The organism is Amycolatopsis stemonae, assembly GCF_054781455.1.
In genome coordinates, this window is record NZ_BAAGUJ010000029.1 from 1 (window position 1) to 23,053 (window position 23,053).

The window sequence follows — 23,053 nt, forward strand, 5'->3', positions numbered from 1 at the left end:
AACGCCCGGTCCCATTCCGAACCCGGAAGCTAAGCCTGACAGCGCCGATGGTACTGCAACCGAAGGGTTGTGGGAGAGTAGGACACCGCCGAACTTACGTTGGGGAAGGCCCCGGTCGAGGACCAGAAATGGTCCTCCCGGGGCCTTTTCTCATACCCACCCCCCGGTAATACCCCACCAAAAACCCGCAATGCCCACCCGACCACGCGAGATACCCACCCAACCACGCGTGATGCCCGCTCAATCACGCCTGATGCCTGCTAAGTCACGCGAGATGCCCCGCAGCGCATGCCGGCCGCGGCGATACGGGGGCCAGGGGTACGCGTGTCGACCCTCCTATCACGCGAGTCGACCCCTCAATCACACGTGTCGACCCCTCAATCACGCGAGTCGACCCGGCAATCACGCCGTGCCGACCGTTCCGGTCCACCGCACCGGCGAGACCCGAGGCCGAACCGGCCCGATCGAAGCCGGAACTCACCGCTGCGACCGACCGACTCCCGTGCACGCCCGGCCGGTCCCCGTGACCGAGCAGGCATCACGTGTGATTGCCGGGGCATCTCACGTGATTGGAGAGGCATCACGTGTGACCGGAGGGGCACCTCACGTGATTGGAGAGGCATCTCGCGTGATTGGCGGGGCATCACGCGTGATTGGGGAGTCGACACGGGTTGGGCCGCGTGGGTACGAAAAGGGGCCAGGAGCGTAGCTCCTGGCCCCGTGAAGCCGATGGGTTACTTCAGGGCCGAGCCGGCCTGCCAGTCGGCCCAGGACTTGGACCAGTCGCCGTACAGGTCCCACACAGGCAGCTGGGGGCCGCCCGAGTTGGTGACCTCCACGACGTCGCCCAGGCCCATGTTCTGGAAGAACCACTGGGCGTTCGCGCCGTTCAGGTTGATGCAGCCGTGGGACACGTTCGAGCTGCCCTGCTGGCCGACGCTGTTCGGGTTCTCGTGGACGAACTCGCCGTCGTTCGAAATGCGCTCGGACCACTTCTCGTTCGAGCGGTACGCCTTCGGGTCCGGTGGGCAGACGCCGTACGTGCACGAGTCCATCGTGTAGTTGGCCTGCTTGTCCGAAATGACGTGCGCGCCCAGGTGGGTGGGGGTCGCGTCCTTGCCCATCGAGATCGGCATGGACTTGACCATCGCGCCGTTGTGGAAGATCTGCATCTGCTCGGTGTTCCCGTCCGCCTTGGCGATCCAGGAATCGTGCACCTTGTACGTTTCCGTACGATCTTCCGCACCGAAGACACCGTTGCCGAAATCGACGCCGTAGATCTTCGCCGACACCTTGAGCGTCGTGCCGGGCTTCCAGTACTCCTTGGGCCGGTAGTGGACGTTCGAGTCGTCGATCCAGTACCAGCTGCCGTCCTGCTTCGGCGTCGACTCGACCGTCAGGGCCTTCTCGACCGCCGCCTTGTTCTTCACGGCGATCTTGCCGAAGCTGAACACGATCGGCTGCCCGACGCCGACGCCCGTGCTCGCCACCGCGGACGGGGCCGGGATCAGGTTCGCGTTCGCCTGCTTCTTCGGCGCGATCGTGCTGATCTGGTTGTCCTGCTCGATCGGCTTCCCGTCCGCGCCTTGGGCGTGCGCGACGACCTTGTACGTCGCGCCGTAGCCGAGGGGTTCGGTCGACGTCCAGCTGGCGCCGTCCGCCGCGAGCTTGCCGGCGACCTTGGTCCCCTTGGCGGTGTTGGACACCGTCACGTCGAGGAGCTTCCCATTCGCCGCTTTGACCACGATCGGCGTCGCCGGGTTGACCCCGGTGCCGTTCGCGGGCTCGAACGTCACGGCGACCGGAGTCGCCGACGGCGACGCGGAATCGGACGCTGGCGCTCCACCGCCGGGTGAGCCGCCGTCGTCACCGGACGAGCAGGCGGAAACCAGCAGAGCCCCGGCGACGATTCCGGCCACCGAAAGTAAAATCTTCTTGGGGAGCATATTGTCTCTTTTTGGGAAATTGGGATCGGCGGGCATTCGACACATCAAAATCTACGCGATAGCGATGACGTCCTTGACGGCGGATCGGTGCATCGGCGTGACGCGAATCACTTGACGACGAGCCCCGGTGCCCCGTAGAGGCCGGGCCCCGCCGGGGAAATCCCGTCGAGGTACTCGCGAGCGGCCGTGTACGCCTGTTCCGCCAACGCTTCGGTGTGCCCGAAATCGAGCGGGTTCACACGGACCGGGGCCGGCCCCGGCACGTACAGCACCGGCACCTCGGCCGCGGCCAGCGGCGCTTCCAGCACCGCCTGGTTCCGCATGCTGATCATCGCGGTGAACATCATCACCTCGGCGAACGTCCTGGGCGCGTCCGGCATCTTGCCGGGGAAGGCGCAGTCCAGCACGACCAACGACTTCGCGCCCATCGCCAGCGCCTGTCGCATCGGCACGTTCGCGACGAGCCCGCCGTCGTACAGCAGCCGCCCTTCGTGCTCCACCGGCGGGAAGATGCCCGGGATCGCGCAGCTCGCCAGCAGCGGCGCCAGGAGCGGCCCGGACCGGATCAGCAGCGGCTCGGCCGTGTCGACCTGCGTCGTGACGACGCCGAGGGGCAGCGCGAGGTCCTCGAAGCGGGTCCCGGCGCCGAGGTGGTCGGCGATGATCCCGGTCAGGCCGGTGTTGGGGAACAGGTGCGTCCTGGTCTGCGTCAGCGTGCGGACCTGGCTCAGCACGCCGCCGGGGAAGGCCTCGGCGCGCGTCATGTGCGCCCAGATGCCGTGCAGGCGCGCCAGCGCGTCGTCGCCGGGCAGCGCGAGCACCGCCGCGTTGAGGGAGCCGACCGACGTGCCCGTGACCAGGTCCGGCGTCAGCCCGGCTTCGCCGAGCGCGCGCAGCATGCCGACCTGCATGGCGCCGAGGCTGCCGCCCCCGCCGAGGACGAACCCGATCGGCCGGGGGAGATCCGCGAGACTCATACCGCCGAATGTAGTAAGCCCGACTTTCGCAGGTCGTGCGGGCCGTGAAGACGACGTTAACCTGCTGGGCGTGGCCGAGCTCGAGCTGCGGCACCTCAGGTCCGTCCGCGCCGTCGCGGACAGCGGCAGCGTGAGCCGCGCCGCCACCGTCCTCGGCGTGAGCCAGCCCGCGCTCACCGCGCAGCTCAAGCGGATCGAACGGATCCTCGGCGGCGACCTGTTCGTCCGCGGCCCCAGTGGCGTGCGCCCGACGGAGCTCGGCCGGTTCGTGCTCGCGCGGGCCGACGCGCTGCTGTCGGACGTGCAGGACCTCGTCGCCTCGGCCCGGCGCCACGGCGAGGGCGCCGCCGAGACGCTGAAGATCGGGTACGTGCCGCTGCTCATCATCGGCCGGTTCATCGAGGAGCTGGGCGAACTGGCGGCCGATGTCCAGACCTACGCCGAACCCGCCTCTCTGACGCTCCTGAAGCTGCTTTCGACGGGCCGTGTCGACGTCGCCCTGCTCGAACGCTTCGACGGCACCGAAACGCAGCACTTCGCCGGGCTCGCCGTGCGGACGCTGGCCACCGAGCCGATCTTCGTCGGCATCGCCGAGGGGCACCCGGCGATCCGCGACGGCGTCGTCGACCTCGCCGACCTGGCCGGCTGCGACTGGATCCTGCCGCCACCGCACGAAAACTGCGTGCGGGTCCGGTTCCTGCAGGCGTGCGCGGCGGCCGGGTTCACGCCGCGGGTGCGGCACTTCACCTCCGAAGCCGGTACCGCGGGCACGCTGATCGCGCAGGGTGCGGTGTGCCTGGCGCAGGCGGCTTCCGCGCCGCCGCCCGGGCTCCTCGCGCTGCCCCTGGCGGGCGACCCGCTGTGGACGACGTTGTTGTTCGCGACGCGCGAGGACGACGCCCGCACGCCGACCACCGACGCGGTGTTCCGGTGTGCGGAAGTCGCGTATTCGGCATCACGGCAACGGAATCCGCATTTCGCGAACTGGATCCGCGTGCATTCCGAATTGGCGCCTGCCTAGGACACCTTTTCCGGCTTTCGCTTCTTCAGGCGCAGCAAGAAGAACACGCCCGCCGCGGCGAGGACGCCGACGACGATCAGGCCGCCCGTGTTCACCGCGCCTTCGATGCGTTTGGCCGCCTCGCCGAGGGCGGCGCCGATGCTGATGTGGACCAGCGACCAGCAGAGGGCGCCCGTCGCGGCGGCGGGGAGGAACTTGCGGAACGGCAGGCCCGACGTCCCGGCCGCGGCCGGCGTCAGCGTGCGGATCACCGGCAGGAAGCGGGCGAAGAACACCGCCCACGCGCCACGGCGTTCGAGGACGCCGGTCGCCTTGTCCCAGGCGTCGAGGCCGTACTTGCGGATCAGCTTCGTTTCCCGCAGCCGGGGGCCGAAGCGGCGGCCGAGGAAGTAGCCGAGGGCGTCGCCGGCTGTCGCGCAGAGGGTGACGACCGTCCAGAGGGCGAGGAACCGCGCGACGGTGTTCGCCGTCGTCGCCGCGATGAGCAGGCCCGACTCGCCGGGGGCCAGGAACCCGAGCCCGATCGTGCATTCGGCGAACACCAGGCCGCCGGTCGCGGCGACGAGCCCCGGTTCCGGAAGTCCTTGCAACCAGCTGAGCAGGTCCGAAACCAGGGCCATGCACCCCACTTTACCGATCCTTTAAGGATGGTGGGGTGACGTCGGTCACCGCGCCAGCAGCGACGCGGCTTCCTGTGCGGCCGGGCCCTCGGCGGCCAGGTGGGCCAGGTTGTCCGGCAGTTCCTCGCCGCGGTGGGCCTTGGTCTGGGCGTAGAGGCGTCCCGCGCGGTACGACGAGCGCACCAGCGGACCCGCCATCACACCCGCGAAGCCCATCGCCTCCGCCGCCTTCGAGTGCTCCACGAACTCCTCCGGCTTCACCCAGCGATCCACCGGATGATGCCGCGGCGAGGGACGCAGGTACTGCGTGATCGTCAAAATCTCACACCCCGCGTCAACCAGATCCTGCATCGCCGGAGCCACCTCGTCCGGGGTCTCGCCCATGCCCAGGATCAGGTTCGACTTCGTCACCAGACCGGCCTCACGCGCCGCCGTGATGACCTCCAGCGAACGCGCATAGCGGAACCCGGGGCGGATCCGCTTGAAAATCCGCGGCACCGTCTCCACGTTGTGCGCCAAGACCTCCGGCCGCGAGCCGAACACCTCAGCCAACTGCGCGGGATCGGCGTTGAAATCCGGGATCAGCAGCTCCACACCGGTACCCGGGTTCAACGCATGAATCTCGCGCACAGTCTCCGCGTAGAGCCACGCGCCACCGTCGGAAAGGTCATCACGGGCGACGCCGGTGACCGTGGAGTAGCGCAGCCCCATGGCCTGCACCGACTCCGCGACCTTCCGCGGCTCGGTGCGGTCAAGGGCGGCGGGCTTGCCGGTGTCGATCTGGCAGAAGTCACACCGACGCGTGCATTGATCCCCACCGATCAGGAACGTGGCCTCACGGTCTTCCCAGCACTCGTAGATGTTGGGACACCCGGCCTCTTCACACACCGTGTGAAGGCCTTCGCGACGCACCAGACCCTTGAGCTCGGTGAACTCCGGACCCATCCGCACCCGCGTCTTGATCCACGACGGCTTCTTCTCGATCGGCGTCTCACTGTTGCGAACCTCGAGACGCAGCAGCTTCCGGCCTTCTGGCGCAGCACTCACGCCCTCAACCGTACGCCCGTCCGGGCTACGCGGGGTCGGGGGTGATGCCCGTCAACTTCGCGGTCAGCTCCCACAGCGCGGACCCCACGGACTCGCTGCGCGCGGCCGCCAACGGCGGCACGCGCGCGGGGTATCCGCGCAGGTTGCCGAGGCCCCGGGGGCCGAAGTAGGCGCCGCCTTCGACGCCGTCGGCGGTGGCCGCGTACAGCTGCGGCAGCGCGCCCATCCGCGGGCCCTGGGCGAACAGGGTCTCGCCGAGGTGGTGGGTGCCGGCGATCAGGCCGCGGACGACCGGGTTCGCGTACGACCGCGCCATGCCGCTGCCCAGCCCGGTCGCGGTGTACCCGGGGTGCGCGGCGACGCTGACGACGTCGGAGCCGGCTGCACGCAGCCGCCGGTCCAGTTCGAGCGCGAACACCTGGTCGGCGAGCTTCGACTGCCCGTACGCGGCCGCCGCGTTGTAGCGGCGGTGGTCGCCGTTCGGGTCGTCGAAGTGGATGCGGGCGCCGGTCGCGGCGAGGCTCGAGAGCGTGACGACGCGGGCGTGCGTCCCGCCGCGCAGGGCGGGCATCAGCAGCCAGGTCAGCGCCGCGTGGCCGAGGTAGTTGGTGCCGAGCTGCAGGTCGAAGCCGTCGGCGGTGCGGCCGCGGGCGGTCGCCATCACGCCGGCGTTGTTGACCAGGACGTCCAGCTTGTCGCCGGTCGTTTCCCTGGCCGACGCGGCGGCCGCGCGCACCGAGGCGAGCTCGCTCAGGTCCAGTGGGATGAGCTCGGGCTCGGCGCCCGCGGCGGCCGCTTTGACGATGTCCAGTGCCTTCGCCCCGCGCGCGGCGGACCGGCAGGCGAGGAGCACGCGGGCCCCCTTGGCCGCGAGCACCTCCGCGGTGCGCAGTCCGAGCCCCGAGTTCGCCCCGGTGACCAGGGCGGTCCGACCGGTCTGGTCGGGGATGTCGGCGTCGGTCCAGCGCTCCGTCATGCGTGTTCTTTACTCCATCCATGCCCCCGCCGCCGCCCTCAAGGGAGGCGCTGCGCGCAGCTGGCTGAATTGTTATGCACTCGGCGCGAGCAGGCGCCGCAGGTGTCCCATGACGGGACGGCGGCGGGCGGGCTCGTCGCGGCTCGTGCGCAGCAGCGCCTCGAGCGCGTGACCCACCTTGACGATCTCTTCACCCGGTTCGCGCGGGTCGGCCATCCCGGCCGTGACGGCGAGCATGCGCAGCTCGCCCTCGTGCATCCGGCGCAGCGACGCGTATCGCTCGTAGCCGCCGTCGAGCACCGCGCGCAGGGTTTCGTGCTCCTCGTACGCCCCGCGCCAAGCGCGGGTGACGGCGTCGACGTGGTCGCCGAGGCCGTCGGCTTCGTCCGGGTCGGTGACCTCGGCACGCAGCCGGCCGGCCAGCACCTGCGTCCACTTGTGCTGCAGGGCCAGCAGGACGTTCTCCTCGGTGCCGAAGTTCTCTTCGGCGCCGGGGACCTCCTCCAGCGGCAGCGGCGCGGCCGGTTCGCGGCCGGCCAGGCGGACGGTGGCTTCGAGGATTTCCTGACGTCGGTAGAAGTCGGTCCAGCTCATCGTGTGGCTCCCCTTCCGTGGTCCGGGTCATACCGCGGGTCTGCGGCATACTCCCGGTACGGACCTGACACGGCGAACATACCATGAGTATGGAGAGATCCTCCGGGCGTAAGGTTGTGAAGGTGGCGACAATGAGGTCCAGACGGCTCGACTACTCCGAGTCGACGCGGTCGGCGCTGGTCGACAGCGCGGTGGAACTGTTCACCAAGCGCGGTTACGCGGGTACCTCGCTCGACGAGATCGCCAAACGCGCCCGGGTGACGAAGGGTGCGCTCTACCACCACTTCAGCGGCAAGCAGGCGCTCTTCGAGGCCGCGTTCGACCAGGTCGAAAGCCTCGTCTACGACCGGCTCGACAAGATCATGAACGGCGACGGCTCGCCGTGGGAACGCGCGCTGGGCGGGCTCAACGCGTTCATCCGCGCCTGCCTCGACCCGGCCTACCAGCGGATCGCCATCCACGAGGCGCCGGTCGTCATGGGCTGGGAACGCTGGCGCGAAGCCGAGGAGCGCTGCAGCTTCGGGCTCGTGCGCTCCGGCCTGCAGTCGCTGATCGACGCCGGCGAGGTCGAGCCGGTGCCGGTGGAGGTCACGTCGCGGCTGCTGTTCGGCGCGCTGTCGAGCGCGGCGACCGAGATCGCCAGCTCGCCCGACCCGAAGAAGGTCGGCGCCGAGATCGAGGACGTGATCGTCCGCATGCTGGTACGGCTGCGGCGCACGGAACCCGACGTCTCTATAGGCTGATCTTCGTGGACTTGAGGATCTTCACCGAGCCCCAGCAGGGGGCCAGCTACGACGACCTGCTGCGCGTGGCGAAGGCGACCGAAGCCGCCGGCTACGACGCCTTCTTCCGCAGCGACCACTACCTGAAGATGGGCTCGGCCGACGGCCTGCCCGGCCCGACCGACGCCTGGATCACCCTCGCCGGCCTGGCCCGCGAGACCAGCCGGGTCCGGCTCGGCACGCTCGTCACCGCGGCGACGTTCCGGCACCCGGGTCCCCTGGCCATCTCGGTCGCGCAGGTCGACCAGATGTCCGGCGGCCGCGTCGAGTTCGGCTTCGGCGCCGGCTGGTACGACGCCGAGCACGAGGCGTACGGCCTGACGCTGCCGCCGCTGAAGGAGCGCTTCGACCGCTACGCCGAGCAGCTCGAGATCGTCACCGGGCTGTGGAAGACGCCGGTGGGTTCGACGTACTCCTTCGCCGGGCAGTACTACACGCTGACCGACTCGCCGGCCCTGCCGAAGCCGGCGCAGTCCCCGGCGCCGCCGGTGATCGTCGGCGGCCAGGGCAAGAAGCGCACCCCGCAGCTGGCGGCCCGGTTCGCGGACGAGTTCAACCTGCCGTTCGTGGACGCCGGGACGGCGGCCGACCAGTTCGCCCGGGTCGACGCGGCGGCGCGGGAGATCGGCCGCGACCCCAAGGAGATCCTGCGCTCGGTGGCGCTGGTGATCGGGGTCGGCCGCACCGAGGAGGAGGTCGCGCGCCGGGCCTCGGTCATCGGCCGCGACGTCACCGAGCTGCGGGCGAGCGGCCTGGCCGGGACGCCCGCCGAGGTCGTCGACCGGATCGGGCAGTGGCGGGAGAAGACCGGGATCACCCGCGTGTACCTGCAGCTGCTGGACCTGTCCGACCTGGACCAGATCGACCTGATCGCGGCCGAGGTCGCACCCCAGCTGGACTGAACGGGAACGGGCGCCTCCCGCGGGAGGCGCCCGTTTCTCAGTTCTGGAGGGCGAAGGTGACGCCCGCGGCCTGCGGGGCCTCGGGACGCGGGAGCCAGCGGTCTTCGCTCACCGGCAGCTCGCCTTCGAGGGCCGCGAGGACGGCGTCACGCGCGAGCGGCAGCACCGCTTCCACGCTCACGTCGCGCTGCAGCTCGTACGAAAGCGACGTCACGCCCGCGTCGCGGATTCCACACGGGACGATCGTGTCGAACGCCGACAGGTCCGCGTTGCAGTTCAGCTCGAAGCCGTGCATCGTCACGCCGCGCTGGACGCGGATGCCGATCGCGGCGATCTTGCGCTCGATGCCGCGGTCGTCGGCGGGGATCCAGACGCCGCTGCGGCCCTCGACGCGGCCGGTGTGCACGCCGAGCGAGTCGCACACGTGGATCAGCGCCTCTTCCAGCCGCCGCACGTAGTGCACGACGTCGATCGGGTCGCCGAGCTTGAGGATCGGGTAGCCGACCAGCTGACCGGGGCCGTGCCAGGTGATCTTGCCGCCGCGGTCGACGTCGATCACCGGGGTGCCGTCGGTCGGGCGGTCGGCCTCCTCGGTGCGCTTGCCCGCGGTGTACACCGACGGGTGCTGCAGCAGGAGCATCGTGTCCGGGCCGGTGCCGTCGGCGCGGGCCGTCAGGTGGCTCCGCTGGAGCTCCCAGGCCTCGGTGTAGTCGATCGTGCCGAGCTCCCGGACGTCGACGGGCTCGGTGCTGGCGCGGCAGGAAGTGCGGGAAGAACTCACCCGTCGAGGCTACGCCCGTCACCCGGGGGAAGCAGCCGCAAGGCGCACGCTGAGAGCAGCCCGACACCGGTCACCGCCAGCACTGCGCCGACCGTGTCCGTGACCCAGTGCACGCCCAGCACGACGCGGCAGGCGGCGGACAGCACGACCGCGACGGCGACCGCCACCGCCAGCCGGCGGACCAGCCGCGGCCACAGCCACGCGGCCAGCAGGAGCAGGACGAACCCGGTGCTCGCCACCGACACGACGTGCCCGCTCGGATAGCTCAGGTCCGGGTAGTCGCGGGGGCGTTCGCGCAGGAAGATCGGCTTGAACACCAGGCTCGTCAACCGGCACAGCACGAGCACGACGGCCAGCCGCACGCACAGCCCGAGGTGTTCGCGGCGGCGCAGCGCCACCGCCAGCAGCGCCACGCCCAGGACGTAGGGGAGCACCGGCCCGAGGACGTCGCTCCCGGCCTGCGCGACCCGGCCGAGCGGCTCCGCGTAGACGCCGCGAAGCGCGTTCGCGACTTCGACGTCGAGGGTCAGCGGCTGCCGCGCCACGCTCAGGCCGAGCACGACGAACGCGGCGCAGAGCACCACCCCGACCACGAGCCAGCGCTGCAGGGGGACGCTCATGCCGCGGCGAGCGCGCTGTCGAGGGTGGGGTGCCGGAACGCGTAGCCGGACCGCTCCAGCGCGCCGGGAAGAGCCCGCTGCCCGAACAGCGCCATCTCCTCGCCGGCCTGGCCGAGGACGGTCTTGAGCGCGATCCCGGGCACCCACCACGGCGCCGGGCGGTGCAGTGCGCGCCCGACCGCCCGGGTGAACTCGGTGTTGGTCACCGGGGCCGGGCCGGTCAGGTTCACCGGCCCGGACAGGTCGTCGTGCGTCAGGGCGTGGACGATCGCGCCGACCTCGTCCTCGAGCGCGATCCACGACATGAACTGGCGGCCGTCGCCGAGCCGGCCACCCAGGCACAGCTGGAAGAGCGGCCGCAGCGTGGCGTACAACCCGCCCTTGGCCGACAGCACCAGCCCGGTCCGGATGTGCACGACGCGCGCGTCACCCGCGCCCGCCGTCGCGGCTTCCCAGGCTTCGCAGAGCTCGGCGAGGAACCCGCCGCCGCGCGGCGCGAACTCGTCCACAGTGGACGATCCGGTGTTCCCGTAGAAGCCCACGGCGGACGCGTTGACGAGCACGCCGGTCCCGTGTTCGGCGACGGCTTCGGCGAGCACCTCGGTCGGCTCGACCCGGCTGTCGGTGAGCTGTTGCTTGCGCATCGCGCTCCACCGGCCGGGGAACAGCGGCGCGCCGGCCAGGTTCACGACGGCGTCGACCCCCTCGAAGGCCCCGTCGGCGATCGAGCCCGACGGCGGGTCCCAGCGGAACTCCGTGGTGGCGCGGGCATCCCGGCGCACGAGGGTCCGGACTTCGTGGCCCTCGCGCCGCAGGCGCTCGCCCAGCGCCGACCCGATCAAGCCGCTCGCTCCGGCGATCAGTACTCGCATGCTTCGATCGTCGCGTATCCGGTGCGCGGCCGCACGTCCGGCCCGGAGACGGCGAAGGCCGCCACGGGAGCCCCGTGGCGGCCTTCGCCGTCGTGCACTCAGAGGCCGAGTTCGCCCTCGAAGTTGCCCTCTTCCAGGCGCTGCTTGATCGTCGTCAGGAAGCGGCCCGCGTCGGCCCCGTCCACCAGGCGGTGGTCGTAGGTCAGCGGCAGGTACGCCATGGACCGGACGGCGATCGTGTCGTTGCCGTCGGCGTCCGCGATCACGACCGGGCGCTTGACGACCGCGCCGGTGCCGAGGATGCCCGACTGCGGCTGCACGATGATCGGCGTGTCGAACAGCGCGCCGACGCTGCCGATGTTCGTGATCGAGAACGTGCCACCGGACAGCTCGTCCGGCTTGATCTGGCCCGACCGCGCGCGGCCCGCCAGGTCGGCGATCCGGTGCGCGAGACCGGCCAGGCTCAGCTCGCCCGCGTCGTGGATCACGACCGAGAGCAGCCCGCGCTCGGTGTCCACCGCGATGCCCAGGTGCACGGCGCCGTGGTAGGTGATCTCCTTCGTGTCCTCGTTGTAGGACGCGTTGACGTTCGGGTGCTGCTTGAGCGCCTCGACCGTGGCCTTCGCGAAGAACGGCAGGAACGTCAGGTTGACGCCCTCGCGCTCCTTGAAGGCCGCCTTCGCCCGCGACCGCAGCTTGGCGATCTTCGTGACGTCGACCTCCTGGACCTGCGTGAGCTGCGCGGCGATCTGCAGCGACTCGCGGGTCTTGGTGGCCGTGATCTGGCGGATCCGGCTGGCCTTCTGGACCGTGCCGCGCAGCGCCGCGAGCTCCGGCGACACCGGGGCGGCCGGGCGCGGAGCCGACGGAGCGGCGGCGGGGGCCGGGGCGGCAGCGGCGGGAGCCGGGGCGGCCGCCTTCTGCTTCTCCTCGGCCGCGGCCAGGACGTCCTGCTTGCGGATCCGGCCGCCGACGCCGCTGCCGGTCAGCGACGCGAGGTCGATGCCGTGCTCGGTCGCCAGCTTGCGGACCAGCGGCGTGACGTACGGGCCGTCCGCCGAACCGTCCTTCGAAGCCGCGGCCGGGGCCGCCTCGGTCGCCTTCGCCGCGGGCGCGGCCTGCGGCTCGGGCTTCGGTTCCGGCTTGGGCTCGGGCTTCGACTCCTGGACCGGCTCGGGCTTGGGTTCCGGCTTCGGCTCGGGCTTGGGCTCCGGCTTGGGTTCGGGCTTGGCCTCGGCCTTCGGCGCCGCACCGGCGTCCCCGATCACGGCCAGGACGCCGCCGACCTCGACGGTCTCGTCCTCGCCCGCGCGGATCTCCAGCACCGTGCCGGCGACCGGCGACGGCACCTCGGTGTCGACCTTGTCGGTGGAGATCTCGAGCAGCGGCTCGTCGACCTCGACCGAGTCGCCGACCGCCTTCAGCCAGCGCGTGACGGTGCCCTCGGTGACGCTCTCGCCCAGCTCGGGCAGCTTCACCTCGGTGCCTTCGCCGCCGGCGGCCGGCGCGGTGTCCGGCTTGCTCGGCGCGCTGTCCTGGGCCTGCGGTTCCGGCTGCGAGGGCTCCGGCTCGGGCTCGGGCTGCTGCTCTTCCTGCGCGGGGGCGGAGGACTCGGGAACCCCGCCGGACCCGTCGTCGATCACGGCGAGCTCGCCGCCGACCTCGACGGTCTCGTCCTCGGCGGCGCTGATCTTCACGACCGTGCCCGCCACCGGGGACGGCACCTCGGTGTCGACCTTGTCGGTCGAGATCTCGAGCAACGGCTCGTCGACCTCGACGGTGTCGCCCTCCTGCTTAAGCCACCGGGTGACGGTGCCTTCGGTGACGCTCTCCCCGAGCTCCGGCAATGTGACGGAGTAGGCCATCGTTCGCTGACTCCTCTTCCAAGTTCTGCGTGGTCTGGATTCTGCTGGTGGGACGTCAGCTGTGCACGTGCAGCGGCTTCCCCGCGAGGGCGAGGAACGCTTCACCGAGGGCCTCGGTCTGGGTGGGGTGCGCGTGGATGAGCGGCGCGACGTCCTCGGGGTAGGCCTCCCAGCTGTAGATCAGCTGCGCTTCGCCGATCAGCTCGCCGACGCGGTCGCCGACCATGTGGACGCCCACGACCGGGCCGTCCGGGGCCTTGACCAGCTTGACCCCGCCGGAGGTCTTGAGGATCTGGCTCTTGCCGTTGCCGCCCAGGTCGTAGGTGAACGTCGTGACGTCGGCGCCGTACTTGTCCTTCGCCTGCGACTCGGTCAGCCCGACCGACGCGACCTCCGGGTGCGAGTAGGTGACGCGCGGGATGCCGCTCTCGTCGATGACGCGCGGGTTCTGCCCGGCGATCTCCTCGGCGACGAAGATGCCCTGCTGGAAGCCGCGGTGCGCGAGCTGCAGGCCGGGGACGATGTCGCCGACGGCGTAGACGTTCGGCAGGTTCGTGCGCAGCCGCTCGTCGGTGAGGACGAAGCCGCGCTCGATCTTGACGCCGGCCTCCTCGTAGCCGTGGCCGGCCGAGTTGGGCCCGCGGCCGACGGCGACCAGCAGCAGGTCGGCCTCGATGGTCTCGCCGGACTCCAGCGAGACGCTCACGCCGTTGTCGTCCTGCTTCGCGCCGGTGAACTTCACGCCGGTCTTGAAGGCGATCTTGCGGCGGCGGAAGGCGCGCTCGAGCTGCTTGGACGCGAACTCGTCCTCGTTCGGGACCAGCCGCGGCAGCGCCTCGACGATCGTCACGTCGACGCCGAAGGAGGCCCAGACGCTGGCGAACTCGACGCCGATCACGCCGCCACCGAGGACCACGACCTTCTTGGGGACGTAGTCGAGGGAGAGGGCCTGCTCGCTGGCGATGATGCGGCCGCCGAGCTCCAGGCCGGGCAGCGTGCGCGAGTACGAACCGGTGGCGAGGATGACGTTCTTGCCGGTGTAGCGGGTGCCGTCCACCTCGACGGTCGTGCCGCCGACGAACGTGCCGCTGCCCTCGACGAGGTTCACCTTGTGCGCCTTGGCCAGGCCCTGCAGGCCCTTGTACAGGCGGGCGACGATGCCGTCCTTGTACTTGTTGACCCCGGCGATGTCGATGCCCTCGAAGGCGGCCTTGACGCCGACCGCCTCGGCTTCACGGGTCTCGTCGGCGACCTCGGCGGCGTGCAGCAGGGCCTTGGTCGGGATGCAGCCCCGGTGGAGGCACGTCCCGCCCAGCTTGTCCTTCTCGATCAACGTGACGGAAAGGCCCAGCTCGGCCGCGCGGAACGCCGCGGCGTAGCCGCCCGATCCGCCTCCCAGGATCACGAGGTCGGCGGAGGTGTCGGTCACTTGTATAACTCCTCGGCAAGCAGTGGGGTGATGCTCTGTCGTCGCCCTCGCGCGGTATAACCGCGCGCGCGACACCCGCCATCTTGTCACTACGCCGGACGGGGCTGCGACCTAGCCGGGTGTGCGACACCGACCACACGCGGACATCGGGATAATGAGTGGGGTAAGTCTCGGGAGGAGAGGTGGTCGTGGTGGGGCTCTTCGACTCGCTGCGCAGGCGGGCCAAGGGTGGTCAACGGGCCGGTACGCTGCGGAAAGCCAGCTCCGGCGACACCCGGCACCTCGAGGAGTGGATCGCCTCGCGCCGGGGTGTCGAGGCCTTCGTCGAGCCGAAGACGAACGTCACCGAGACCACTGTGGTGTTGATCGCCCACGACGGCGAATGGACCCGCCGCCGCATCGGCAGCCTGGAGGCCGCCCAGCAGTTCGGCCACCGCCGGTCGATCCCGGTGTACGAGGTCGCGCGGGTCGGCTACCCGAAGCGGATGCGGGAGTACACCGAGCGCAAGAAGCGCGGGCAGGTCTAGGACCCGGTCCCGCCCGAAGCCCCCGCCGCGTGTCGACCTCCTGATCACGCGTGTCGACCCTTCGCGCACACCCCGCGTCCGGGACGGCCGTGTTCAGAAAGCCGACACGCGTGATTGGAGGGTCGACACGGTCAGCCGGCCTGGGCGAGCAGCGTGGCGTGCTTGACCAGTGCCGCGCGGAACGACGGGTGGACCGTCGTGCCGAGGACCGGGTCGACCTCGACCACGTGGCCCGCCGAGAGCAGCAGCACCGCCGGGTTTGCGAGCACCACGACGCCGTCTTCGGCGCGCAGTTCCGCCGTGCCCAGGAGGCGGGGGAAGACGACGTCGGCGGGCAGGCCGTCGCACGTGCGGAGGAACTCGCGGTGGTCGGGCGGCAACTCGGTGCCCAGGCGCAGCTCCGCCGAGTGGATCGCGGCCTCCGACGCCGGGGGCGGGAGGGCGGAGCGGCCGCGCAGGAGCGAGCCCGCCGAGCCGCCGCGCAGCCGCATGATCTCCGCGATCAGCTCCGGCCAGGTCCCGAGGTCGGGCGGGTACCGCTCGTGCAGCGCCGCGACCAGCGCGCCCGCGCACGATGGCGCCCAGTCGCGCAGGCCGAGCGGGTCCGCGCCGGCGACCAGCGCGGGGGCCAAGGCGCGCGTCGCCGCGAGGGTCGCGACGTCGGGGCGTGGCCCGGACAGCGCGGCCCATGCCGCCAGGTCCCCGTCGAGCAGGGCCGTGCGGACGCGGTCCGGGCGCGCCGGCGCCACCTGCTTGACCACCTCGGCGACCGGGCCGGGCGGGACGACGCCTTCGAGGTCCGAAACCGGGCGGCGCAGCGAAGCCGTGTGCGCGCGCTCTTCGGCGTCGAGGTCCAGTGGGGACAGTCCGGAAGCCCATTCGGGACGCTGACCGCGCGCCTCGAAGAGCATCGCCCACGCGCGGGCCCGCACCGGGCCGGCCGCGAGCGCGTCGACCGGGCGATCCGCGCGGGCCAGCCACTGCCCGGCCAGCCGGTCGGCCTCGTCGAGGGCGCCGGTGACCGCGAGCAGCAGGGCGGCGTACCCGACCTGGTCGTCCACAGTGGACGAAACGGCGGTCAGGACGTCCCTGACCGCCGTTTCGAGGTATTCGCCGGGCTCCAACTCAGCCGTTGGCGGCGATGTCCGCCAGCACCGCGGCGATCGTCCGGACCGGGACGCCCGTGCCGCCCTTGCCGGTGTAGCCCCACGGCGAGCCGGTGTTGAACGACGGGCCCGCGATGTCGATGTGGACCCAGTCGAGGCCGTCGGCGACGAACTCGCGCAGGAAGATCCCGGCCGCGAGCATGCCGCCCCAGCGGTGGCCCGTCACGTTGGCCAGGTCGGCCAGGCGCGAGTCGAGGTCGGCGCGCAGCTCCTCCGGCAGCGGCATCGGCCAGCCGTTTTCGCCGGTGGCCTGCATGATCGCGGCGACGCGGTCGCGGAAGTCGTCCGAGCCCATCACGCCGGCGGTGCGGTTGCCGAGCGCGACGACCTGGGCGCCGGTCAGCGTCGAGGTCTCGATCAGGTAGTCCGGGTTCTCCTCGGCCGCGCGCACCATGGCGTCGACCAGGACGAGCCGGCCTTCGGCGTCGGTGTTGAGGACCTCGACGGTCTTGCCGCCGTACATGGTCAGCACGTCACCCGGGCGGTACGACGTCCCCGAGGGCAGGTTCTCCGCCAGCGGGATGTGCGCGACGACCTCGAGCGGGTACTTCAGCTTCGCGGCCAGGACGACCGACGCGAGCACGCCGGCCGCGCCGGACATGTCCGAGGTCATGTGGTCCATGTTCGCGGCGGGCTTGAGCGAGATGCCGCCCGAGTCGAACGTGATGCCCTTGCCGACCAGCGCGACCTTCTTGGCGGCCTTGGCCGGCTTGTAGGCCAGGCGCAGCAGCCGCGGCTGGCGGGACGAGCCGCCGCCGACGCCGAGGATGCCGCCGAAGCCCTTGCGCTTCAACGCCTTCTCGTCGAGGACCTCGAACTCGAGGCCGTTGTCCTCGGCCAGCTTCTTCGCGCGGTCGGCGAAGGAGGCCGGGTAGAGGTCGTTCGGCGGGGTGTTGATCAGGTCGCGGGCGGTCAGCACGGCCTCGGCGATGCTGGTCGCGGCCTTGAGCGTCGCCTTGTGCTCGCGGGCGGTGCCGTCCGCCGGGCTCGCGAAGTCGACCTTCGCGACCGGGGCGTCGCCCTTCTCGGAGCGGTAGGCGGTGAAGACGTACGAGCCGAGGACGGTGCCCTCGACGGCGGCCTGCAGGTCGAGCTCCGACAGCGTGACGAGCGCGCGGTCGGTGCCGGCCAGCGCGCGGCCGGCGGCCCCGGCGGCGCGGCGGACCTGCTCGGGGGTGACGGCGTCGCCCGCCTTGCCGAGGCCGACGGCGAGCACCACGCCCGCGGGCAGCTTGCCCAGCGTCGGCAGCTTGACGACCTCTTCGGCCTTGCCGCTCGCGCCGAGGGTGGCCAGCAGGCCGGCGAGCCGGCCGTCGAAGGCGGCGTCGACCGCGGCGGCGCCGGCGGCGAGCTGGGGGCCGTCCTCGCCCTGCAGGGTGCCGATGACGACCACGTCGGCGCGCGTCTTGGCCAGTGCCTCCCCGGTGTTGTCGGACAGGGCGAGCTTAGGCACGGTCACTTCTGGCTCCTCGCGCGTTCGCGGTGGCACCGGGCGCCGGCCCGGTCGGGATCGTGAGCCATGCTAATGACGACCGAACCACGCGTGAACAGAGGGAGAGGGAGGCGCCCCGTGCGGCTGGGCGGTGGGCTGCTGGTGGTGCTGGCGGCCGGGGCGGCGGGCGCCGGCTGGTGGCTGCTCGCCGGGCTGGTCCTGGCGGCGATCGCGGCGGGGGTGACGGCGCGGGTCCCGGAACCCGGGGATGCGCTGGTCGACCGGGTCGTGGTGGCGGTGGCGCGGCTGGCGGAGGTGACGGTCTACGCGATCGCGTTCGGCGCCTACGTCTTTCCCGCGCACCGCGAAGTGGCCGCCGCGGCCTTCGCCGTGGTGATCACCGGCGCCGGGTTCGCCGGGCTGAAGATCCCGACGTTCGTCGTACGGGCCGTGGGTGTGGCGCTGCTCTTGGCCGGGCTCACGCTGGTCGTGGTGTGCGTCGCGGTGCCGCCGGTGGCGACCGCCGGGGGCGGGCTCCAGGTCCCGGACTTCGCGGGCGTGCTCGTCGCGGCCGTGGTGACGCTGCCGTTCCTGCGGCCGGCGGGACGCGAGAACGCGGGCCGGCGCGTGCTCCTGCTGAGCGCGGTCGCCGTGCTGGCCGCCTTCGCCGCGCTGTACCAGCTCGGCGCGGTCCGGCTCGGGCTGTCCCTGACGTCGCTGCGCGACCTGCTGTCCGCCGCCGACGCGGACTCGCTGCAGTCGCTCCTCACCGTCGTCGCCGTGGTCGCGACCGTGGTGCCCGCGCTCGCGGCCGGGGCCGAGGTCCGCGAGCGCGCCGGCGTGCGCGGCCTGGCCGGGATCGCCGTCGCCGCGGTGGCCGCGTACTTCCTGCCGGCGCTGCCCGTTCTGGTCGTCGCCGGCCTGGTCACCGTGATCGAGCTGCTACTGGGCGTACGCGCGCGCAGGTACAGTGGGGTGCGTGAGTGACCGACGCTGGCGGCCGGGGGAGACCGTGCTCGAACGGTTCCACCGCCCGGACGGCTCGATCGGCCAGATCCACCCGCTGCGCGTCCTCGAGGACGACGGCCGGGTGCTGCTCGGCTGGATCCCGGCGGGCACGCCGATCGTCGGCAGCCGGCTCGTGGACGGCAGGCACATGGGGGAGGCGCCGCTGGAGCAGCGGTTCCGCATCCCGCGCGTGCCGGTGCCGGACTTCTGGCACCGCACGTCCACGCTGCGCCGCGTCGCCGACGACGAATGGTCGTCGGTCTGGTGGTTCTTCGACGCCGCCGGCCGGTTCACGAACTGGTACGTCAACCTCGAGGTGCCGCTCGGCAGGCACCCGCGCGGCGTCGACCGGATCGACGGCGTGCTCGACGTCGTCGTCGACCGCGACGGCGCCTGGCACTGGGACGACGAAGACGAGGCCGAGGTCGCGATCGACGCCGGCCGGCTGACGCGCGAGCAGCTGGACCGGCTGCGCGCGGAGGGCGAGCGGATCGGTGCGCTGGCCGAACGCGGCGCCTATCCGTTCGACGGCACCGGCACGGACTTCCGGCCGGACCCGGCGTGGCCCGCGCCGGAGCTGCCCGCGGGCCTGCTCGGGGAGCTCAGCCCGCCAGCAGGAAAAGGATCAGGGCCAACACGGCGTTGACCACCGCGAGGATGACGACCGACTTCGTCGGGATCACCTTCGGGAAGACCACCTTGCCGTGGACGGTCCGCCACCACACGACGCCGAAAACGCCCGCGACGAGGCCGAGGAAGCCGCCGAAGCCGCTGGACAGCACCGCCCAGCCGACCATGCCGAGCAGGCCGACCCCGAAGGTCAGCAGCACCGCGGTGACGAACGTCTTGACGTCGGCCCCGGCGGTCTTGGGCCGGGGCACCGGCTGCGTGGAGTAGGTCACGCGGCCATACTAGAGCGGTCACGGCGAGGGCGCGGACCACCCGGAACAGTGGGACATCCGACTAACGCGCCTCCGACCAAGCGGTATCCTCCTGCCATGACGACCACGACACAGTTCGCCCATGTCCCGCACCCGAGTCCTGCGAGCGCGGACCGTGTCGCGGAGGTACTCGAAGCACCCGGGTTCGGTACTTTCTTCACCGACCACATGGTCACCGTGAAGTGGTCGAAGGCCGAGGGCTGGCACGACGCCCAGGTCGGCCCGTACGCGCCCTTCACCCTCGACCCGGCGACATCGGTGCTGCACTACGGCCAGGCCATCTTCGAGGGGTTGAAGGCCTACCGCCAGCCGGACGGCTCGATCGCGTCGTTCCGCCCGGACGCCAACGCCGCGCGGTTCCGGCAGTCGGCCGAGCGGCTCGCGATGCCGCAGCTGCCCGAGGACGTCTTCGTCGAGTCGCTGCGCGAGCTCGTCGCCGTCGACGGCCGGTGGGTGCCCACCCGGCAGGGTGACTCGCTGTACCTGCGGCCGTTCATGATCTCGACGTCCACCGGGCTCGGCGTCAACAGCCCGGCCGCCGACTACGTGTACACGGTCATCGCGTCCCCGGCCGGCTCGTACTTCTCCGGCGGCGTGAAGCCGGTGAGCGTCTGGCTGTCGACGGAGTACGTGCGCGCGGCCCCCGGCGGCACCGGCGCGGCGAAGTGCGCCGGCAACTACGCAGCGTCGTTCGTCGCGCAGGCGCAGGCCGTCGAGAAGGGCTGCGACCAGGTGGTGTGGCTCGACGCCGTCGAGCGGCGCTGGGTCGAGGAGATGGGCGGGATGAACCTGTTCTTCGTCTTCGGCTCCGGCGAGAACGCCCGGGTGGTCACGCCCGAGCTGACCGGCTCGCTGCTGCCGGGCGTGACGCGCAAGTCGTTGCTGCAGCTGGCTTCGCGGCTCGGGTACAAGGTCGAGGAGCGCCGGATCTCCACGGAGGAGTGGGAGAAGGCGGCGGCCTCGGGCGAGCTGACCGAGACGTTCGCCTGCGGCACGGCGGCGGTGATCACCCCGGTCGGCCACGTCAAGCACGCGAACGGTGAGTTCACCATCGCCGACGGGCAGCCGGGCGCGCTGACGATGAAGCTGCGCGAAGAGCTGACGGGCATCCAGGAGGGCACCCGTCCCGACGCGGACCACTGGATGGTCCCGCTCGGCTGATCTTCACGTCATGAGGGCACCTTCACGTCCGTGAAGGTGCCCTCATGACGTCCGGGGTCAGGTGGCGGTGGCGGGGATGACCGGGCCGGAGACGCCCGCCTGCTCGTGGGTGGCGGTTTCGGCCAGGACGCGGGCGGCCATCGTCAGCAGCGGCAGTGCCGTCACCGCGCCGGTGCCCTCGCCGAGCCGGACGTCCAGCTCGAGCAGCGGGCCCAGGTCCAGGTGCTCCAGCGCGAGCGCGTGCGCGGGTTCGGCCGTCCGCTGCCCGGCGACCCACCAGCGCCGCGCGCCCGGCGCGAGGTCTTCGGCGACGAGCGCCGCGGCGCACGCGACGAGCCCGTCCAGGACCACCGGCGTCCGGCGGGCCGCGGCCTGGGCCAGGAAGCCCGCCATCGCCGCGATGTCCGCGCCCGCGGTGGTGCGCAGCAGGGCGACCGGGTCGGCCAGCACCGCGCGGGCCCGGCGCAGCGCGTCGCGCACCGCCGTCGCCTTGCGCATCCACGCCTCGTCGTCGATGCCGGAGCCGCGGCCGACGACCGCGACCGGCTCGGTGCCGGTCAGGGCCGCCACGATGACCGACGCCGGCGTGCTGTTGGCGATCCCGAGGTCGCCCGGGATGAGCAGGTCCGCGCCGCCGTCGACCTCCGCGTCGGCGATCGCGATGCCGGCGCGGATCGCCTTCTTCGCCTCCTCGGCGGTCAGCGCGTCCTCGACGTCGATCGAGCCCGAGCCGCGGCGGACCTTGTACTCGCCGATCGAGCGCGTCGCCGGCGCCTCGGTGTCCACGGCCATGTCGACCACCCGGACGCTCGCGCCCGCGGCGGCGGCCAGCACGTTGATCGCGGCGCCGCCGGTGAGCATCGTGCCCAGCAGCTGCCCGGTCACCTCGGCGGGGTAGGCCGAGACGCCCTTCGCGGCGATGCCGTGGTCACCGGCGAAGACGATCACGCGCGGCCGGGTGAACGGCCGCGGCGGCGACTGGCCCTGGCACGCCGCGATCCAGACGCCCAGCTCCTCGAGCCTGCCCAGCGACCCGGCGGGCTTGACCAGCTTGTCGTGCAACGCGATCGCGTCGGACCGGGCGTGGTCGTCGGGCGGGGTGATCTCGGGGAACTCGATGTTGTCCGGCTCCACACCAGGCCCTTTCTCGTCCACGGCAACGCTGCGGCCAACCTACCGCTCCGGATCACCCAGTAGTCTCGCGGCTCGTGGAGACGACGGCGGCCGCGGTGGTGCTGGCCAGCGGCGCGGGCACCCGCGTCGGCGCGAAGCTGAACAAGGTCTACCTGCCCCTGGCCGGGCGGCGGGTGGTCGCCTGGTCCTTGGACGCCTTCAAGCGCGTTCCCGGCATCGGCGTGCTGGTGCTCGTGATCCGGCCGCAGGACCGCGAGCTTGCCGAAGAAGTGGCCGGCGGCGACGTCGAGATCGTGCACGGCGGCGACACGCGCCAGGCCTCCGAGCTCAACGCGCTGCGGCACCTGGCCCCCCGGATAACAGGCGGCCGGGTCGACGCCGTGCTGCTGCACGACGCGGCCCGGCCGCTGGTCCACCCGCGACTCGTCGAAGCGGTGCTGACCCGGACACGCGAGGACGGGGGGGCTGTGCCGGGCCTGGCCGCCGACGACGTCGTCGGAGTGGATGCCGGGCACCTGGTCGCCCAGGTGCCCGGCGCGATCCGCGTCCAGACGCCTCAGGGCTTCCGGGCCGGACCGCTGCTCGAGGCCTACGAAGAGGCCGAGCGGGAAGGCTTTCTGGGGACGGACACTTCGTCCTGCATGGAGCGGTTCTCCTCACTGCCGATCCGCTGGGTCCCGGGGGCTCCCGAGAACCTCAAGATCACCTACCCCCACGACCTGGTGGTCGCGGAGCGCCTGCTCGCGCGCTAGGCGCACGCCGGCGGGCCGCCGCCGTCGTCCCCCTCCCGCTCGGTCTCGAGCGCGGTGCCGGTCGGCCGGACCGTGACGTCCTGCCGCAGCTCCGGCGGGATGTGGCACCCCGGCTGCGGGCGCAGGGCCTGCAGCGGCGCGCCCGGGGTGCCGGGCTCCGCGAGGGTGAGCACCGCGCGCAGCGTCCACACCGGGGTGGCGTGGTACTGCCAGGTGACCACCCGCGGGCCGAAGACGTCGGTGCCGGGGAAGGTCGGCACGCGGTAGGCGCTGGCCCGGTGCTCGTCGCGGAGGATGATGACGTCGGCGCACGTCGGCCACCGGTGCACCGCGGCGTAGATCTCCGGCGCCTCGCGGCCGCCGAACAGGTGCAGCACCCATTTGCGGCGCCGGAGCTCCTCGAGGAGTTGCTCGAGGCCCTGGCCGCTGGAGCCGCTGTGTGCTGTGGGCGGGGACACACTTTCGAGGGTAACTTGCGTACTAGAGCGCAGTCCAGCTTG

24 protein-coding genes and 1 rRNA gene are annotated in these 23,053 nt (G+C 71.8%); 9 read left to right on the forward strand and 16 right to left on the reverse strand.

Translation table 11 applies throughout. The features are described 5' to 3' along the window. A 5S ribosomal RNA gene (gene rrf, locus ACYVLJ_RS47240) occupies window positions 1-94 on the forward strand; the annotation flags it as partial. A gap of 640 nt (window positions 95-734) precedes the next feature. On the opposite strand, the gene ACYVLJ_RS47245 is transcribed toward rrf, so the two are convergent. Together ACYVLJ_RS47245 and ACYVLJ_RS47250 are read right to left on the reverse strand one after the other, a co-directional pair. Next, on the reverse strand, window positions 735-1,919 hold the full coding sequence (locus tag ACYVLJ_RS47245) for a L,D-transpeptidase (protein ID WP_451974273.1): 1,185 nt from the start codon (window positions 1,917-1,919) through the stop codon (window positions 735-737). 134 nt (window positions 1,920-2,053) lie between these two features. After that, window positions 2,054-2,923: a patatin-like phospholipase family protein gene (locus ACYVLJ_RS47250; RefSeq protein ID WP_460443657.1), complete on the reverse strand. Its 870-nt coding sequence runs from the start codon at window positions 2,921-2,923 to the stop codon at window positions 2,054-2,056. A gap of 70 nt (window positions 2,924-2,993) precedes the next feature. On the opposite strand from ACYVLJ_RS47250, the gene ACYVLJ_RS47255 reads away from it, so the two are divergent. Continuing rightward, window positions 2,994-3,944: a LysR family transcriptional regulator gene (locus ACYVLJ_RS47255; protein ID WP_460443658.1), complete on the forward strand. Its 951-nt coding sequence runs from the start codon at window positions 2,994-2,996 to the stop codon at window positions 3,942-3,944. On the opposite strand, the gene ACYVLJ_RS47260 is transcribed toward ACYVLJ_RS47255, so the two are convergent. From ACYVLJ_RS47260 to ACYVLJ_RS47275, 4 genes are all read right to left on the reverse strand, one after another. Further along, window positions 3,941-4,564 (reverse strand): DedA family protein, encoded by a 624-nt coding sequence (locus tag ACYVLJ_RS47260; RefSeq protein WP_460443659.1) that lies wholly within the window; start codon window positions 4,562-4,564, stop codon window positions 3,941-3,943. The genes ACYVLJ_RS47255 and ACYVLJ_RS47260 overlap by 4 nt on opposite strands. A gap of 45 nt (window positions 4,565-4,609) precedes the next feature. After that, window positions 4,610-5,611 (reverse strand): lipoyl synthase, encoded by a 1,002-nt coding sequence (lipA, locus tag ACYVLJ_RS47265; RefSeq protein WP_460443660.1) that lies wholly within the window; start codon window positions 5,609-5,611, stop codon window positions 4,610-4,612. A gap of 25 nt (window positions 5,612-5,636) precedes the next feature. Then, window positions 5,637-6,587: an SDR family NAD(P)-dependent oxidoreductase gene (locus ACYVLJ_RS47270; RefSeq protein WP_460443661.1), complete on the reverse strand. Its 951-nt coding sequence runs from the start codon at window positions 6,585-6,587 to the stop codon at window positions 5,637-5,639. Between the two features lie 72 nt (window positions 6,588-6,659). Continuing rightward, the gene (locus tag ACYVLJ_RS47275) at window positions 6,660-7,181 is read right to left on the reverse strand and encodes a hypothetical protein (protein ID WP_451974261.1); all 522 of its coding nucleotides are present in this window, start codon (window positions 7,179-7,181) and stop codon (window positions 6,660-6,662) included. 131 nt (window positions 7,182-7,312) lie between these two features. Here ACYVLJ_RS47275 and ACYVLJ_RS47280 point away from each other — a divergent pair, with 131 nt between their 5' ends. Further along, complete coding sequence (locus ACYVLJ_RS47280) at window positions 7,313-7,924, forward strand: TetR/AcrR family transcriptional regulator (RefSeq protein WP_460443662.1); 612 nt, start codon at window positions 7,313-7,315, stop codon at window positions 7,922-7,924. 5 nt (window positions 7,925-7,929) lie between these two features. Then, entirely contained in the window at window positions 7,930-8,865 is a 936-nt protein-coding gene (locus ACYVLJ_RS47285) for an LLM class F420-dependent oxidoreductase (RefSeq protein WP_460443663.1), read from the forward strand. A gap of 37 nt (window positions 8,866-8,902) precedes the next feature. Here the strand turns inward: ACYVLJ_RS47285 and lipB are convergent, their stop codons facing one another. The 5 genes from lipB to lpdA all read right to left on the reverse strand — a co-directional run bounded on the left by lipB (window position 8,903) and on the right by lpdA (window position 14,432). Further along, a complete protein-coding gene (gene lipB / locus ACYVLJ_RS47290) occupies window positions 8,903-9,646 on the reverse strand; it encodes a lipoyl(octanoyl) transferase LipB (protein WP_451974255.1) in 744 nt (247 codons plus the stop codon). Further along, the gene (locus ACYVLJ_RS47295; protein WP_451974253.1) at window positions 9,643-10,266 is read right to left on the reverse strand and encodes a phosphatase PAP2 family protein; all 624 of its coding nucleotides are present in this window, start codon (window positions 10,264-10,266) and stop codon (window positions 9,643-9,645) included. Before ACYVLJ_RS47295 ends, lipB begins: the two co-directional genes overlap by 4 nt. Beyond that, complete coding sequence (locus ACYVLJ_RS47300; RefSeq protein WP_460443664.1) at window positions 10,263-11,138, reverse strand: TIGR01777 family oxidoreductase; 876 nt, start codon at window positions 11,136-11,138, stop codon at window positions 10,263-10,265. The genes ACYVLJ_RS47295 and ACYVLJ_RS47300 overlap by 4 nt, the downstream gene beginning before the upstream one ends. 98 nt (window positions 11,139-11,236) lie before the next feature. After that, on the reverse strand, window positions 11,237-13,003 hold the full coding sequence (gene sucB, locus ACYVLJ_RS47305; RefSeq protein ID WP_460443665.1) for a 2-oxo acid dehydrogenase subunit E2: 1,767 nt from the start codon (window positions 13,001-13,003) through the stop codon (window positions 11,237-11,239). A gap of 55 nt (window positions 13,004-13,058) precedes the next feature. After that, window positions 13,059-14,432, reverse strand: coding sequence for a dihydrolipoyl dehydrogenase (lpdA, locus tag ACYVLJ_RS47310; RefSeq protein ID WP_451974247.1), 1,374 nt, complete (start codon window positions 14,430-14,432; stop codon window positions 13,059-13,061). Window positions 14,433-14,614: 182 nt separating this feature from the next. Between lpdA and ACYVLJ_RS47315 the strand changes: the two genes are divergently transcribed. Beyond that, window positions 14,615-14,959 carry an oxidoreductase gene (locus ACYVLJ_RS47315; RefSeq protein ID WP_451974245.1) on the forward strand — a complete coding sequence of 115 codons (345 nt, stop codon included), beginning with the start codon at window positions 14,615-14,617 and terminating at the stop codon, window positions 14,957-14,959. A 131-nt stretch (window positions 14,960-15,090) separates the two neighbouring features. On the opposite strand, the gene ACYVLJ_RS47320 is transcribed toward ACYVLJ_RS47315, so the two are convergent. Both ACYVLJ_RS47320 and ACYVLJ_RS47325 read right to left on the reverse strand, forming a co-directional pair. After that, window positions 15,091-16,083, reverse strand: a complete 993-nt coding sequence (locus tag ACYVLJ_RS47320; protein WP_460443666.1) for an SMI1/KNR4 family protein — start codon at window positions 16,081-16,083, stop codon at window positions 15,091-15,093. A 1-nt stretch (window position 16,084) separates the two neighbouring features. Then, window positions 16,085-17,584, reverse strand: coding sequence for a M17 family metallopeptidase (locus ACYVLJ_RS47325; protein WP_460443667.1), 1,500 nt, complete (start codon window positions 17,582-17,584; stop codon window positions 16,085-16,087). 111 nt (window positions 17,585-17,695) lie between these two features. Between ACYVLJ_RS47325 and ACYVLJ_RS47330 the strand changes: the two genes are divergently transcribed. Together ACYVLJ_RS47330 and ACYVLJ_RS47335 are read left to right on the forward strand one after the other, a co-directional pair. Next, window positions 17,696-18,544, forward strand: a complete 849-nt coding sequence (locus tag ACYVLJ_RS47330) for a hypothetical protein (protein ID WP_460443668.1) — start codon at window positions 17,696-17,698, stop codon at window positions 18,542-18,544. Continuing rightward, on the forward strand, window positions 18,537-19,211 hold the full coding sequence (locus tag ACYVLJ_RS47335; protein ID WP_460443669.1) for a DUF402 domain-containing protein: 675 nt from the start codon (window positions 18,537-18,539) through the stop codon (window positions 19,209-19,211). Before ACYVLJ_RS47330 ends, ACYVLJ_RS47335 begins: the two co-directional genes overlap by 8 nt. On the opposite strand, the gene ACYVLJ_RS47340 is transcribed toward ACYVLJ_RS47335, so the two are convergent. Next, window positions 19,168-19,467 carry a hypothetical protein gene (locus ACYVLJ_RS47340; protein ID WP_451974235.1) on the reverse strand — a complete coding sequence of 100 codons (300 nt, stop codon included), beginning with the start codon at window positions 19,465-19,467 and terminating at the stop codon, window positions 19,168-19,170. The genes ACYVLJ_RS47335 and ACYVLJ_RS47340 overlap by 44 nt on opposite strands. 96 nt (window positions 19,468-19,563) lie before the next feature. Between ACYVLJ_RS47340 and ACYVLJ_RS47345 the strand changes: the two genes are divergently transcribed. After that, window positions 19,564-20,667, forward strand: coding sequence for a branched-chain amino acid aminotransferase (locus ACYVLJ_RS47345; protein WP_460443670.1), 1,104 nt, complete (start codon window positions 19,564-19,566; stop codon window positions 20,665-20,667). A 57-nt stretch (window positions 20,668-20,724) separates the two neighbouring features. On the opposite strand, the gene cobT is transcribed toward ACYVLJ_RS47345, so the two are convergent. After that, window positions 20,725-21,801, reverse strand: a complete 1,077-nt coding sequence (cobT, locus tag ACYVLJ_RS47350) for a nicotinate-nucleotide--dimethylbenzimidazole phosphoribosyltransferase (protein ID WP_460443676.1) — start codon at window positions 21,799-21,801, stop codon at window positions 20,725-20,727. A gap of 74 nt (window positions 21,802-21,875) precedes the next feature. On the opposite strand from cobT, the gene ACYVLJ_RS47355 reads away from it, so the two are divergent. Continuing rightward, a complete protein-coding gene (locus tag ACYVLJ_RS47355; RefSeq protein WP_451974229.1) occupies window positions 21,876-22,553 on the forward strand; it encodes an IspD/TarI family cytidylyltransferase in 678 nt (225 codons plus the stop codon). Here ACYVLJ_RS47355 and ACYVLJ_RS47360 read toward each other — a convergent pair. Next, window positions 22,550-23,011 carry a hypothetical protein gene (locus tag ACYVLJ_RS47360; protein WP_460443671.1) on the reverse strand — a complete coding sequence of 154 codons (462 nt, stop codon included), beginning with the start codon at window positions 23,009-23,011 and terminating at the stop codon, window positions 22,550-22,552. The two genes, ACYVLJ_RS47355 and ACYVLJ_RS47360, sit on opposite strands and share 4 nt — an antisense overlap. Window positions 23,012-23,053: the final 42 nt, after the last annotated feature.